Here is a 12,481-nt window from a genome sequence, read left to right on the forward strand (position 1 = left end):
TGGCGTCGTCAGCATCAGGCCGTAGCCAGGCGTTGCCATTACAAGCGCAGAGGCGTGCTGCTGGCATGAATTACAACTGTAGTATTAAGACGAAGGAGCCGAACGCCACATACAGGAAGTGGACGCCGGCGAGTCCGAAGACCTCGACCGGGAAGAACGCCGCTATACCGAGCGGCACCATCACCGCGAGCGTGGTGAAGGCTCCGGCGGCGTTGATCCTCCGCCAGAAGAGGCCCACGAAGAAGACGGCGACGACCGGGGGCGAGATGTAGCCGAGCACGGACTGCAAATACTGCACGAGGGTGGGGAAGTTCGCTATCTGCGGGGCCCAGATCATGGCGAAGATCATGAACGCCGCCGTCGAGATGCGCCCGATGTATACGAGCGACCGCTCGGTAGTCTGCGGCCGGAAGCTCCGGACGAAGTCCATCGTCACCAGGGTCGAGAGGGCGTTCAGGATGGAGTCCACGGTGGACATGATTGCGGCCAAGAGGGCGGCCAGAATCACGCCTCTCAAGCCTATCGGCAGCAGATCGAACGCCAGCGAGGGGAAGACGAGGTCCGGGTTGTCCAGATCGGGGTAGAGCACGAGAGCCATCGTCCCGGGCAGCACCATGATGAAGAGTATGGGCAGCTTGAGCAGGATCGCAAAGAGCGCCCCCCACCGGCCGTGGTCCAGGTTGCGGGCCCCCAGCGTGCGCTGCACTATCACCTGGTTGGTGCACCAGAAGTAGAAGCCGAGGATGACGGCACCGGTGAAGATGCCCGGCCAGGGCGTCAGCTCGTCGCCCAGGGGCCGGATCAGGCTGAAAGCCTCCGGGGGTGCGGCCTCCTCTACCGCGCTCCAGGAGGGGATCGCCATGAAGGTCATGACCGCCACTATGGTGCCCCCGATCAAGAGCACTATCCCCTGGATGGTGTCCGTGATCACGACCGCCTGCAAACCGCCGAAGATGGTATACATGCCGGCGAGCGCCGCGATCACGACGATGCTCACCCACAGCGGGACCTCCGGGTAGAGCGTCTGGAGCACGATCCCGCCCCCGTACAGGGCGACGGAGAGGTCCACGAAGACGTTCGTGAAGATCAGGAACCCCGAGAAGGCGAGCCGCGAGTTGTGGCCGTACCGGCGGTCCAGAAACTCCGGCATCGTGTAGACCCGGCTCCTCAGATAGAAGGGAAGGACGAAGATAACGAAGAAGATCAGGGCCACGGCCGCCAGCCACTCGAAGTTGTAGACGGCGATGCCGTTGTTGTACCCGGAGCCCGCAAGCCCTATGAAAGAGGCCCCGGACTGGTTGGTGGCGAGGAGCGAGAGGCCGATCAGCGGCCAGATGAAGTTGCGCCCGCCGAGAAAGTAGTCGTCAGAGTCCTTCTTGCCCCGCCCGACGATAAACCCGATTATCCGCGTGGCGACTATGTATACGAGGATTATCGCTATGTCTATGCCGCCAAGATCGAAATCCGGCATGCTTCCCACCCCTCTCCGTCCGGGCCGGTACTCCACCGGCATCACACATCTTCTCTTTCCCGCTCTCCCGGAGATTTAAGCCCGGCGGTTAGCGGGATATTCGATGCGGGTAAGAACACCTCCGGAGGAACCGGAGCGAGGAGCCGCCCATGGCTGGAGACGACGAGCGCATCATCCTCGACGACCGGCGGATGATGATCCTGACGGCCGCCGGCACGCTGGCCTTCTTGGTGGTGGTGTTCTTCGTGTTGCTGATCGGAGGTGTGCCGCCTTCCACCGCGCTCCTGTGGATCCTCATCATCGCGCTTCTGAGCGCTCCGGTGGAGTTTCTAGTGCTCTCGCGGCTCGGGCGCAGGCTGTAGCTAACCGCGCTCCTTCGTCCACAGCAGGTACCCCAGTCCCGCCCAGGAGAGTCCGAAGAGCACTGAGAGCCCCAGATCCACACCCCGGTACATCCCCCCGAAGAGCAGATCCAGCGGAATGAAGACGGCCACGACGAACGGGTAGAAGTTCCAGCGCGGCAGGGTCTCGTTGTAGAAGGTGGAGTAGCCGATCAGGACGAGTCCGAAGGCCAGGATGAGGAATCCGAAGGAGGATGCTGCCCGCCCGGCTTCGAGCCCGAACGCCTCCGCAACCAGCCCCCCTCCCAGCATCCCGAGCCCGATGAACCCTTGGACGAACCCGGCCTCGCCCACCCCGCCCATGCCCCCGGCGTAGAGCGCGTGGAAGCCGAACATCCCGGCCAGCAGCAGAACTACGGCGCCGATGAGCAGGGCGGCCGCACTCCCCGGAGCCGCCCCGGTGAAGTTGAGAACCGCGCCCGAGCTCCAAAGCAGCCCGCCCAGAGAGCACGCCGGCCCGCTCAGCCGCAGCGATCCTTCCCTCAATTTCTTCCCCGTGCCGACCGGTCCGACTCGCCGGACACCGCCCGGGCGTAGCAGTTACGGAGCACGCTGCGCCGAACCACAAGCCCGTGCATCCGCCACTCCAGATCCCGCAGCATGAGGTGCGCCACCAACGCCGCATACCACCGGGACCGCCCGCGGACCTCGCGGCGCATATCCTCTATCCGGTACCTCTCCTGCAGCAGCGCCTCGATCTCTCCCTCCACGAGCTCCAGCTGCCGGCGCAGCTCCTCCGGGCCGGCCACACCTACCACGCTCCTTCCGCCCCCTCCCCATAAATATATCCTACCGCTACAGGCCGAGGCTCAGGCCGTAGCGGTGGGCGGCGGTGCTCTGCACGTCCTGCACGGTCTGGAAGACCACCTTGAGCATGCTCTGCTGCGTCCTGGTGAGCCGGTCGGGATCTATGCGGTTGTTCGGCTCCTCTCCGCGCTCTATGGCCTCCAGGTGGTGCACGAAGCGCAGCTCCGAGAGGTAGTTGTAGGCGTCCAGAGCGTTCTCGGCGGTCTGGCGCATCTCCGGCAGCGTTCGGGCCACGTGCCGGAGCCGGTCGGCGGTGTTGGCGGAGTCCAGATAGAGCACCTGCATGGCGAACGCCCGCGCGAGGTCCACCACCGGCCGCAATCCCTGCGCCTTGACGTCGAAGGTGTGGCGGTACCGGCCGCTGCGGTCCAGCACGAAGCGCCGGAAGAAGGAGAGCGGCGGCCGGTGCGAGAGGGCGTTGCGCACCATGAACGGCAGGAAGAGGCGCTCCCGCTCCAGAGCGGCTGCGATCCCGGCCTTCAGCTCCTCGACCAGCGCTCCTTCCCCGTAGAGCCCGCGCAGATCGAAGAAGATTCCGGCCTCCATCAGTTCCTGCGCCTCGGACTGCAGCACCCACCGCCGGAAGGTCTCCTTCCAGCCGGAGAGCGTTCTGCGCCACCTGGGGTTGCGGGCCATCACTTCTCCCGCGCAGAGCGCGAATCCGGCCTCCGCCAGCGCAGCGTTCGCCCTTTCGGCGAACGACCGGAACCAGCTCTCCGCGGCCTCCGCCTCCCCGGGCGAGGCCGGGTCGGCGTAGATGAGGGCGTTATCCTGGTCGGTCAGCAGGCTCATCTCCCGCCGCCCTTCGCTTCCGAGCGAGAGCCAAGCCCACGGCAGCGGAGGCGTCCCCGCCTCCTCCTCGACCAGCGCCAGCACCCGCAACATGAGGCGGTCGTTGATCTCGGTGTTGATGGTTATGAGATCATCCGGCTGCACGCCCTGCCGGTAGAGCCGGATGAGCAGCGCGGCCTTCTCCGCGTGCATGCCCTGCAGCTCGGAGGCCGAACCCGCCCGCTCTATGCGCTCGACCATGAACGCCGGGCTGTGCCCTTGGGCCCGCGTGATGTCCTGATCGGAGACGACCCCGATCAGGGCCGATCCCCCGCCGTCCGTGACGACCACGTGCTCCGCCCGGCGCTGCATGATGGCCATGAGCGCCTCGAAGACCGGAGCGTCCTCCCGCAGGCGCACCACGTCCCGGTTCATAACCAGCTCCACGGGTGTTCCGGCCGGGGCCGCCTCGGCCACGACCCTGTTGCGCAGATCCGCGTCGGAGAGAACGCCGGCCACCCGGCCATCCCGCACGACCACCGCCGCGTCCGCCCCCCTCTCCCGCATGGCGCGGGCCGCTTCCCGCACCGGCGTCCCCGGAGAGCAGATCACGGGGTCCCGGCGCACCACCTCTCCCAGCCGGGTTCCGAAGAGCAGCCGCGCCCCGGAGGCGTCCAGCGGCACCCGGCTGGCGCGGATGTAGGCGCTGAGATCGCTGTCGAAGAAGGCAGCGAAGGCGTCGTGATCCTCATACAGCCGGCGGAAACGCTCCGCACCCAGCAGGCAGCAGACGGCCGGCTCAACGACCCGGGCCTCGTAGGGCAGAGGACCGCCCCGGACCAGACCATAGGAGCCGAAAACGTCCCCCTCGCCGCACTCGTCCACCAGCCTACGGGTCTCCGAATCCGTCAGGCGCACGACGCCAGACTCCACGAGGTACAGGTAGTCGTGGGCGGTCTGCCCCGGCTGCAGTATGACCTCTCCGGGCTCGAAGTACCTGATCACGACCTCGCCCAGCAGCGAGCGGCGTTCCCCGGGCGGCAGGCGGTCGAAGGGCGGAGTACGGTCGAGCAGCCCCGCGACGCGCTCTGCTATGGCGGAAGAGCCCACGCGGTCTTTACGGCCGGGGGGAGATCAGCGCAGAACCGTGCTGTCGTCGGGTATGACCTCGACCGCGTCCGGGTCGGTGTGGAAGACGCGTACCTGCACGGTAGAAGCAGCGAGCAGCACGCCCACAAGCCCGCCGCCCCCGAGCTCCTGCGGCCGGGCCGGCTCGACCCACCCCACCTCGGCGTTGCTGAGATCCTGGTCCGTGGTCACGAAGCGCTGCAGGAAGAGGCTCGCCGGGACGCGCAGCAGGAACGAAGCTGCGATGCTGGCCAGGATCAGCAGGTACAGGTCCCACCCGGAGGTGAGGCCCAGGTACAGCCCACCCCCGATGAACGCCAGGAAGAAGAGCGCAGCCAGCAGGTTGGCGGCCACGATCGTGGTCCCGCAGTTGCGGTGGATGGCGAGCTTCCTCTCCCCGGCCCGGAGCCGCCTGAGCGCCTCGCGCGCAGCGCTCTCGACCTCCTCCATCGAGCGAACGCCCTGCACGAAGAACCCGTCGTCGGTGGAGAAGCCGTTGAACCGCCGGTGCGGCTCGCGCTCCATCATCACGGCTATGGTGGCGTGCTCCAGGGCGTGGTTGCGGCGCAGGATCCTGTTTCCGAACATGCTCCTGAGCTGCTTCGGGTAGACGAAGAGGCTCCCCACTGCCCTCAGCGAGTAGAGCACCGGCAGGATCAGCAGGAAGGCCACGAACATGACCGCGAGGAACACAAAAACAACGAACAGCGTCATCGCCTCACCTAGCCTCCGAAGTTTGCCGCCGCAGGGAGATTATACCCGCCGGGACACCACATACCGAGAGGAGATTCACCCTCGCCACGAAAAGGGCAGCGCGACCTCTCCCGGCGCGCTCAGATCCTCGGCCAGCTCCAGCGCCGCGAGCGCGACCTCCCGGTGCTGCGTCCGGTCCCCGGGCCGTCCCATCGGGTGGTTGTAAGGGAACGGAACGCGGGCGACCCGCGGGGCCCCCACCCCATCCTCCATGGCTACGGTCACGGTCGGTATCCCCCGCGCCTCCACCGCTCTCGCTACCAGTCCCACGGACCGGTGACAGAGCGGTCACGAGGGGGTGAGGAAGGCGAGGTGCACACCGTCGTCCGCGAGCTTCCCCGCCACCTCGGGTGCGGTCTCCTCGGCCAGCGGGACGGGATCGTGTATGGCACCCATGAAGCTGAAGTGCCGCCGGTTGAGCCGTCCCACCACGCCCTTGCGCTCCAGCCCCCGGAAGGTCCACAGGGGGAAGACGCCGTCCAGATCCTCGCCACGCTCCGGGGCGTGGTAGGCGTGGGTCCAGGTCAGCTCGCCGGCGTCGTTCGGGATCTCGCGGTACGAGCAGTCCCCGAGAGGGTCGTCTATGTCGAAGCGGGGCTGATCCGGCAGGTGCACCCCGCCGGTGGTGACGAGCGCCACCTTGCAACCGGAGAGCGGGCGCCGCAGGGGAGCGAACGGCAGCTCAGACATTGAAGCGGATGAGCAGCACGTCGCCGTCCTCCACGACGTAGTCGCGGCCCTCAAGCCGTATCTTCGCCGCCTCCCTCGCCCGCGCCCAGGAGCCGGCCTCAACCACGTCCTTCCAGTGGCCCACCTCGGCCGCGATAAAGCCGCGCTCCATGTCGGAGTGCACCCTGCCGGCCGCCCGCCGGGCGGTCGAGCCCCGGGCGATGGGCCAGGCCCGGCACTCGTTCTCGTTGGCGGTGAAGAACGTGATGAGCCCCAGCAGCCGGTACGCCGCCCGGATGAACTCCTCGAATCCGGTAGACTCCACCCCCACGGCTGCAAGATACTCCCGGGCCTCCTCCCCGGGCAGCTCGGCCAGCTCGGCCTCCAGCCGGGCCGAGATCCGCACCACTCCCGCTCCCTCCTGCGCGGCCAGCCGCTCCACCGCGGCGCTGTGGGCGTTGCCCCCGGCTATGGAATCCTCGTCCACGTTCGCCACGTAGAGCACGGGTTTGGCGGTTATTAGCGTGCCGAGAGCCTCCTCCAGCGGCCCGGACGCCGGGTAGGTGCGCGCGGGCCTGCCGGCGGCGAGGTGCTCCCGCAGCCCGGCGAGCGCCTCGGCCTCGGCGACCGGCTTCCTCTCGCCGCTCTTGGCGGCGCGGGAGACGCGCTCGATGCGGCGCTCCACCGTGTCCAGGTCCGCCAGCACCAGCTCGGCGTTCACGGTCTCGATATCCTCCACCGGGTCAACCCGGCCGGCCACGTGCACCACGTTCTCGTCCTCGAAGCAGCGCACCACGTGCGCGATGGCATCGCACTCCCGGATGTGCGCCAGAAACCGGTTGCCCAGTCCCTCACCTTCGCTCGCGCCCTTCACGAGCCCGGCGATATCCACGAAGTCCACCGTCGCCGGCACGACCCTCCGGCTCCCGATGGTCTCCGCCAGCGCTTTCAGCCGCCCGTCCGGCACGGCGGCCACACCCGGGTTGGGGTCTATCGTGGTGAACGGGTAGTTGTGCGCCTCGGCCCCGCCCCGGGTGAGGCTGTTGAAGACCGTGGACTTGCCCACGTTCGGCAGCCCGACTATCCCTACCCGCATACCGCGTTTAGAGTAGCTGCGATCACCCGGCTATTGTAGCAACCGGAAGCGCTTGGGAAGCGGTATCCGGCCGGTCACCCCCGCGACGCCGAGCAGGATCAGGGCCAGCCCCGCAAGCTTGGGGACCGTAACCTCCTCCCCCAGCAGGAGCGCTCCGTAGAGAAGGCCCATCGCCGGCACCAGATACGTGACCATGAGGGTCTTCGTCGCCCCGACGTTCGCGATCAGGCGGAAATAGATTATGTAGGCTATGCCGGTGCTCCCGATCCCGAGCCCCAGCAGAGCCGCAACCGCCACAGCCCCGGGCCGGCCGTCCGGCAGCCCAAAGAGCAGCGCGAACGGCAGCACGACCAGGAACCCGGCCAGGTTCTGCCCCACGGCGGGGATCAGCGGCGGCACGCCCTCCAGGCGGGCGCGGGCGTAGAGGCCGCCGGTGGCGTAAGCCGCCGCACCCAGCAGAACGGCCAGATGCCCCAGCAGGGCCCACACCCCTCCGGCTCCGCCCCCGCCGCCCCCGACGAGCACGGCCACGCCCGCCACCCCGATCAGCAGCCCCGCGAACCCGGCGACGCCCAGCCGGTCCTCCGGCAGGCCGGGCAGGAGCAGTACCAGCGTCGCGGCGAAGAGCGGCGTGGTGGAGTTCAGGATGGCGGCGGCCGAGCTTGAGATCCAGAGCTCCCCCCACGAGATGGCGAAGAACGGCAGCGCGGAGTTCACCACCCCCAGCAGGAGCAGCGGCTTCCAGAGCGAGTACATGCGCTTCGCGCTGAATCCCGGCTGGCCCGGGAAGAGGCGGCTCAGCAGCGGCAGCAGCGCCAGGACGGCGCAAACGCCGAGGAAGGTACGCGCGGCGACCAGAAAGACGGGCGTCACCTCGGCCACCGCGACCTTGATGAACATGAACGAAGCCCCCCAGAGGGCCGCCAGGGCCAGCAGCAAAACGAAGTCCTTAAGCCTCATGCGCAGAACGATACACCCGCCCGGCAGCGACAACCACCCGGTTCTTGCCGCGCCCGGACCGGGCTACTGCTTCATCCCCTCCCGCTCCCGGCGCCTCAGGGCCAGCGCCCCGCCCAGCGTGGAGAAGAGAACGAGAACCGCTGCCTGGACCACCGCCGCAACGAGCAGGCTCAGCAGGAAGAACAGCCAGGCTTCATCCGGGGTAATCGGGGCACCCATCCACTCTTCTATGGTGCGCGCGACCTCCTCCATGCCCAGGCCCCGCACGGCCACGGTAGATCCGACCGCGGCCCCCATCACGTAGACCGGGGTTGCGATGCAGCCGGCGACCAGTCCGGCGGAGGCTCCCCGGCCCGGACTCTCCCCCCGGGCGGTGCCCGCGGCCCGCTTGCCGCAGTAGTAGCCGATGAACCCGGCTATCAGGATGGCGGAGAACGCGCCGAGCAACCCGGAGACGAACCCGGCTACCCCGCCAATGGCTCCCCAGTTGAGCCCGACCCGGACGGTCTCGTTCTGTGTCAGACGGTTCACCGTTCCCATTCTACAGCCACCGGTTACCTTACGGGCGGGCCACGGCCCGCCCGGCGAACGCACCCAGCCCGAAGGCCGCCAGAACCCCGAGGAGCGAGAGGTACCCGCCCAGCACCTCTCCCGCCCCCAGCAGGCCGGCGGGCGCCACAGGCCGCAGCGTGAGATACACGCCGCCGGCCACAGCCCAGAGTACCAGCGCCGCCAGAACGGTGTGTCCCGCCATGGGCCGGGTGAGCACCCAGCCGCCGGTCCCGGCCAGCAGGAAGCAGGCCGCGTAGAGGGGCCAGCCCGCCACGTACCCCGCGAGCGTGCCCGCGCCCCAGCCCGCAGCAGCCCCGAAGAGCAGGGCGCGCAGCAGGTGGCTCAGGAGCAGCGTCCCGGAGCGCGGTCTCTCGGAAGATCGGCTCATGGAAGCGGAGGATACAGCAGAGGCGGCACACCCCGCCAGCGGGTAAAATACCTCTGCGGTATAAGAGGCGACGCGGGGGATAGACGACGGAAGCGACCGAAGCAGGGAACCCGAACGAGAGCATCCGGGTAGCGATAGTGGACGACCAGCACCTGTTCACGAGCGGATTGGGGCGTCTCGTCGCCGTGCAGCCGGACATGGAGGTGGTCGGGGAAGCGCACAACGGGGAGGAGGCCGTCGCCCTGTGCCAGGAACTCACCCCCGATGTGGTGCTGATGGACATCTCCATGCCGGTCATGGACGGCGTCAGCGCGACCCGCAGGATAAAAGAGCTCGTCCCCTCCACCAAGATCCTCATCCTCACCGTGCACGCCGACGACGCGCACGTCTTCCGGGGCATCCGGGCCGGGGCGTCCGGGTATCTGCTCAAGGACTGCACGCCGGAAGACCTGGCGCGCGCCATACGCACCGTGCATGCCGGAGACACGATCATGGCCCCGGACATAGCGCGCAAGATGCTCGCGGCCTTCGAGCACATCGGCAACCGGAATGCGGGTCTCACCCCCCGCCTGACCGAGCGGGAGATGCAGGTGATCACGGCCCTCGCCCAGGGCAAGAGCAACAAGCAGATCGCTCACGCTCTGGGCATCTCGGAGAAGACCGTGCGTAATCACGCCTCCAACCTGTACAGGAAGCTGCACCTCTACGACCGCACCCAGGCGGTGCTCTACGCCATCCGGGAGGGGCTGGTGGACCTGAACAGTCTGGACGATCCCAATAAGAGGTAGCGAAGCGGCGCATTTTACAGCCCACCGGGCGAGGTAGTAAGCTTTGGATTCCGGAGCGAGCAGAGAGGAGACTGATATATGAGCGAGCCCCGCCTCGTATGCAGAGTGTGCGGCATCGTTTTCTCCGAGCGGCAGGCCCGCATAAACGTCGTGGACCCGGAGGAGGATAGCAAGGACCGGCTCCAGTGCCCTAGATGCGGCTCCCTTCAGATCGAGCCCTACACCTTCGACCCCGAAGCCCCGATGCCGGATCTCTACGAGGAGGAGCAGTAGGCGCCGCCTACCCCTCCCGGTTCCTCAGCGCTACGGTGGTGGTAAGCCTCTGGCTCCCTTCGTCCGCCACGACCTCCAGCGTTATGCGAACCATGCGCGCCGATGCGGGGTCTACGGGTGCGCCATTCTCGCTCAGGTACTCGAAGGTGAGGGAGCCTATGGACTCGGCGACTGCATCGGGATAGGCGGGCCGGCTGCGCGCGAGCCCGGCCTCCGTAAAGAAGCTCCGGTACCGGCTGTACCGGCCGAGCGCGTCGGTGCTGTTGCCGGCCGGCCTGTAGAGCCCGTAGCCTATGAGCTCGCACCGGGAGCCGGGAACCACGGCCGGGTCCGGACACTCGACCCTCCGGTCCCCGTTCAGATCGTTCCCGAAGACGATCAGCTCCGAGTTCGACTGAGCCAGCAAGACCCGCCCGTCTCCGCCGGCTTTATCCACCGGGTAAGCGGCCCGGATCTCGCGCCTCATCCACTCCAGCCCCACGCGCGCATTCTGGACGGTCTCGACCTTGTCGTTGCCGACCTTGAACACCCGCAGGCTCATATCGAAGACGGCGTAGAGGGCGAACATGGACGCCGTCATGAGCAGGATCGTTACCAGCAGCTCGGCCAGGGTGAATCCCGTCTCGCTCTTCAGAAGACGCTCTTTCACCCGGCACCTCCGGCTATATCTCCTCCACGGGTCTCGCCACAGTCGCCGTCTTTCATCGAGACGCGCGAGGTGGCGGAAGACACCGTCATGCGGCGTTCTGGATGCGGACTGCCCCTGACCGTCACGCAGATGGAGGCGCTCGGCGACATGTAGAAGGTCATGGCCCCGTAGGGCTTGAAGCCGAGGGTGCGGGTGGGCGCGCCGCCGGTCTCCGGAATGTCCTCTGGGGCCGGCGAGACCCACCAGCCCTGGTTCTGGTCGTCGTTGTTGAGCGGGTCGTGATCCCGCACCTTCACGTTGGCCGGGAAGTAGCGGGGGATGCTCTCGGTCACGTTGCCGGCGGTTACCGCGTCTCCCCCGGCGGAGTAGGTGCGGTCCAGCTTCACCAGGTAGTAGTCCGGCCCTTCCTCTTCGCCCGCGCGCTCCGGCACCAGCACGACGCGCCACTCGACGAGCTGGTTGGTCGCCCGGGCATGGGCCAGCCGCAGGTCCGCCTCCAGCTGCCGGGCGGCGGCCTCCACCCGGCGGGCCTCCAGCAGGCTCAGCCACCAGAGCACGGCGATGGCGATCAGGACCCCCATGATGGCGATCACGGCCAGCAGCTCCGGCAGGGTGAAACCGCCCTCACCCCGCCGGAGGCGTGCGCCAGTCCGAGAGACCCGGCATCCCATGCATAGAACATCGGTCCGCGAAGTGCGCAACTTTAACTGCACCGGGACGAATGTCCCGGGCGGATCCGGGTCTCCTGCTCTATGTACTCGTCCTCTCTGACTGAATAGATTTAGATGGAGAGGAAACCTCCGGAAAGGAAGCGCCATGACCAATCAGCCGTTCGCGGTGCCGCCCACGAGCACCGCAGCCCGGGACACGAATGTGTTGGGCCAGAGAGTGGTGGCGACCATCATAGACGCCGGGATAATCACGGTCGCGATCTTCGTGATCTCGTTCGTGCTGGGGATTCCGGCCGCGATCATCGGCAGCGACGCGTTGCTGGTGCTGGTGAACCTGCTCGTCTTCCTGCTCTCGTTCGTGATCGCCTTCGGCTACTACATCGTCCTGGAGGGCAGGTCCGGACAAACCATCGGGAAGAGGATCTGCGGGATCAAGGTCGTGGACGCGGACACCGGCCAGGTTCCGGGCATGCAGGCCGCCGTCCTGCGCAACGTGCTGCGCGTAGTGGACGGCTTTATGGCCTACCTGGTCGGGTTTATAGTGGCCATAACCAACGACCAACACCAGCGACTCGGGGACAAGGTAGCCCGCACGCTGGTAGTCCGGGCCTAGCAGCGCCAAAGTCCAGGGCGGGGGGGCTGCGCGGAGCCCCCGCTCTTTTTACCTGCGCTCCAGGAACTCTATGCGGTAGCCGTCGGGGTCGCGGACGAAGAAGAGCCGGGTGCCGCTGCTGCCCATCTCGTGCGGCTTGCTCTCGAAGTCCACGCCGCCGGCCCGCTCCAGCCGCTCGGCCAGCGCGTCGAGGTCCTCCACGGCGAAGGCGACGTGGCTGTAGCCCTCGCCGAGCTCGTAGGGGCGCTCCCGGTCGTAGTTCAGGGTCAGCTCCAGCCGCGGCTCGGGCTCGCCGGGCACGGCGAGGAAGGCGTTGACGGCCTCGTCCCCGATCGGGCTCTTGCGCACGAGCTCAAGGCCCAGCTTGTTGACGTAGAAGTCTATGCTGCGGTCCAGGTCGTAGACCCGGTAGCAGGTGTGCAGGTACTGCATAAACTCCGGCCTCCTCTCGTTCTCCTCCACCGGACAGTATAAGCGGTCCGCAGGTTCCG

At 67.5% G+C, this 12,481-nt stretch carries 18 protein-coding genes; 4 read left to right on the forward strand and 14 right to left on the reverse strand.

Going from position 1 to position 12,481, the window contains the following annotated elements; translation table 11 throughout:
* Positions 1-70: 70 nt before the first annotated feature.
* A complete protein-coding gene (locus tag E0L93_RS10500) occupies positions 71-1,471 on the reverse strand; it encodes an SLC5 family protein (RefSeq protein ID WP_165874298.1) in 1,401 nt (466 codons plus the stop codon).
* Between the two features lie 149 nt (positions 1,472-1,620).
* On the opposite strand from E0L93_RS10500, the gene E0L93_RS10505 reads away from it, so the two are divergent.
* Entirely contained in the window at positions 1,621-1,833 is a 213-nt protein-coding gene (locus tag E0L93_RS10505) for a hypothetical protein (RefSeq protein ID WP_132691675.1), read from the forward strand.
* Here the strand turns inward: E0L93_RS10505 and E0L93_RS10510 are convergent, their stop codons facing one another.
* The 10 genes from E0L93_RS10510 to E0L93_RS10555 form a co-directional block, all read right to left on the reverse strand.
* Positions 1,834-2,358: a hypothetical protein gene (locus tag E0L93_RS10510; protein ID WP_132691677.1), complete on the reverse strand. Its 525-nt coding sequence runs from the start codon at positions 2,356-2,358 to the stop codon at positions 1,834-1,836.
* On the reverse strand, positions 2,355-2,630 hold the full coding sequence (locus E0L93_RS10515) for a hypothetical protein (protein WP_132691679.1): 276 nt from the start codon (positions 2,628-2,630) through the stop codon (positions 2,355-2,357). Before E0L93_RS10515 ends, E0L93_RS10510 begins: the two co-directional genes overlap by 4 nt.
* Positions 2,631-2,667: 37 nt before the next feature.
* The gene (locus E0L93_RS10520; RefSeq protein WP_132691681.1) at positions 2,668-4,560 is read right to left on the reverse strand and encodes a DUF294 nucleotidyltransferase-like domain-containing protein; all 1,893 of its coding nucleotides are present in this window, start codon (positions 4,558-4,560) and stop codon (positions 2,668-2,670) included.
* A 24-nt stretch (positions 4,561-4,584) separates the two neighbouring features.
* On the reverse strand, positions 4,585-5,292 hold the full coding sequence (locus tag E0L93_RS10525) for a DUF6391 domain-containing protein (protein WP_132691683.1): 708 nt from the start codon (positions 5,290-5,292) through the stop codon (positions 4,585-4,587).
* Positions 5,293-5,367: 75 nt separating this feature from the next.
* The gene (locus E0L93_RS10530) at positions 5,368-5,556 is read right to left on the reverse strand and encodes a hypothetical protein (protein ID WP_132691685.1); all 189 of its coding nucleotides are present in this window, start codon (positions 5,554-5,556) and stop codon (positions 5,368-5,370) included.
* Positions 5,557-5,619: 63 nt separating this feature from the next.
* Positions 5,620-6,021, reverse strand: a complete 402-nt coding sequence (locus E0L93_RS10535; protein WP_132691687.1) for a glycine/sarcosine/betaine reductase selenoprotein B family protein — start codon at positions 6,019-6,021, stop codon at positions 5,620-5,622.
* A complete protein-coding gene (gene ychF, locus E0L93_RS10540; RefSeq protein WP_132691689.1) occupies positions 6,014-7,096 on the reverse strand; it encodes a redox-regulated ATPase YchF in 1,083 nt (360 codons plus the stop codon). Before ychF ends, E0L93_RS10535 begins: the two co-directional genes overlap by 8 nt.
* A 30-nt stretch (positions 7,097-7,126) precedes the next feature.
* Positions 7,127-8,056, reverse strand: coding sequence for a DMT family transporter (locus E0L93_RS10545; RefSeq protein ID WP_132691691.1), 930 nt, complete (start codon positions 8,054-8,056; stop codon positions 7,127-7,129).
* A gap of 63 nt (positions 8,057-8,119) precedes the next feature.
* Positions 8,120-8,587 carry a hypothetical protein gene (locus E0L93_RS10550; RefSeq protein ID WP_132691693.1) on the reverse strand — a complete coding sequence of 156 codons (468 nt, stop codon included), beginning with the start codon at positions 8,585-8,587 and terminating at the stop codon, positions 8,120-8,122.
* 28 nt (positions 8,588-8,615) lie between these two features.
* Positions 8,616-8,996 carry a hypothetical protein gene (locus E0L93_RS10555; protein ID WP_132691695.1) on the reverse strand — a complete coding sequence of 127 codons (381 nt, stop codon included), beginning with the start codon at positions 8,994-8,996 and terminating at the stop codon, positions 8,616-8,618.
* A gap of 137 nt (positions 8,997-9,133) precedes the next feature.
* Between E0L93_RS10555 and E0L93_RS10560 the strand changes: the two genes are divergently transcribed.
* Both E0L93_RS10560 and E0L93_RS10565 read left to right on the forward strand, forming a co-directional pair.
* Positions 9,134-9,784, forward strand: coding sequence for a response regulator transcription factor (locus E0L93_RS10560; protein WP_132691697.1), 651 nt, complete (start codon positions 9,134-9,136; stop codon positions 9,782-9,784).
* 78 nt (positions 9,785-9,862) lie between these two features.
* Entirely contained in the window at positions 9,863-10,057 is a 195-nt protein-coding gene (locus E0L93_RS10565) for a hypothetical protein (protein WP_132691699.1), read from the forward strand.
* Positions 10,058-10,064: 7 nt separating this feature from the next.
* Here E0L93_RS10565 and E0L93_RS10570 read toward each other — a convergent pair whose 3' ends face one another.
* Both E0L93_RS10570 and E0L93_RS10575 read right to left on the reverse strand, forming a co-directional pair.
* Positions 10,065-10,706 (reverse strand): PulJ/GspJ family protein, encoded by a 642-nt coding sequence (locus E0L93_RS10570; protein ID WP_132691701.1) that lies wholly within the window; start codon positions 10,704-10,706, stop codon positions 10,065-10,067.
* Positions 10,703-11,377 (reverse strand): prepilin-type N-terminal cleavage/methylation domain-containing protein, encoded by a 675-nt coding sequence (locus tag E0L93_RS10575; RefSeq protein WP_132691703.1) that lies wholly within the window; start codon positions 11,375-11,377, stop codon positions 10,703-10,705. The genes E0L93_RS10570 and E0L93_RS10575 overlap by 4 nt, the downstream gene beginning before the upstream one ends.
* A 145-nt stretch (positions 11,378-11,522) precedes the next feature.
* Here E0L93_RS10575 and E0L93_RS10580 point away from each other — a divergent pair, with 145 nt between their 5' ends.
* A complete protein-coding gene (locus E0L93_RS10580; protein ID WP_132691705.1) occupies positions 11,523-11,990 on the forward strand; it encodes an RDD family protein in 468 nt (155 codons plus the stop codon).
* 48 nt (positions 11,991-12,038) lie between these two features.
* On the opposite strand, the gene E0L93_RS10585 is transcribed toward E0L93_RS10580, so the two are convergent.
* Positions 12,039-12,422 carry a VOC family protein gene (locus E0L93_RS10585; RefSeq protein ID WP_132691707.1) on the reverse strand — a complete coding sequence of 128 codons (384 nt, stop codon included), beginning with the start codon at positions 12,420-12,422 and terminating at the stop codon, positions 12,039-12,041.
* Positions 12,423-12,481: the final 59 nt, after the last annotated feature.

The sequence above is a fragment of the Rubrobacter taiwanensis genome (genome assembly GCF_004337705.1).
In the GTDB taxonomy this organism is placed as follows: Bacteria; Actinomycetota; Rubrobacteria; order Rubrobacterales; family Rubrobacteraceae; genus Rubrobacter_C; species Rubrobacter_C taiwanensis.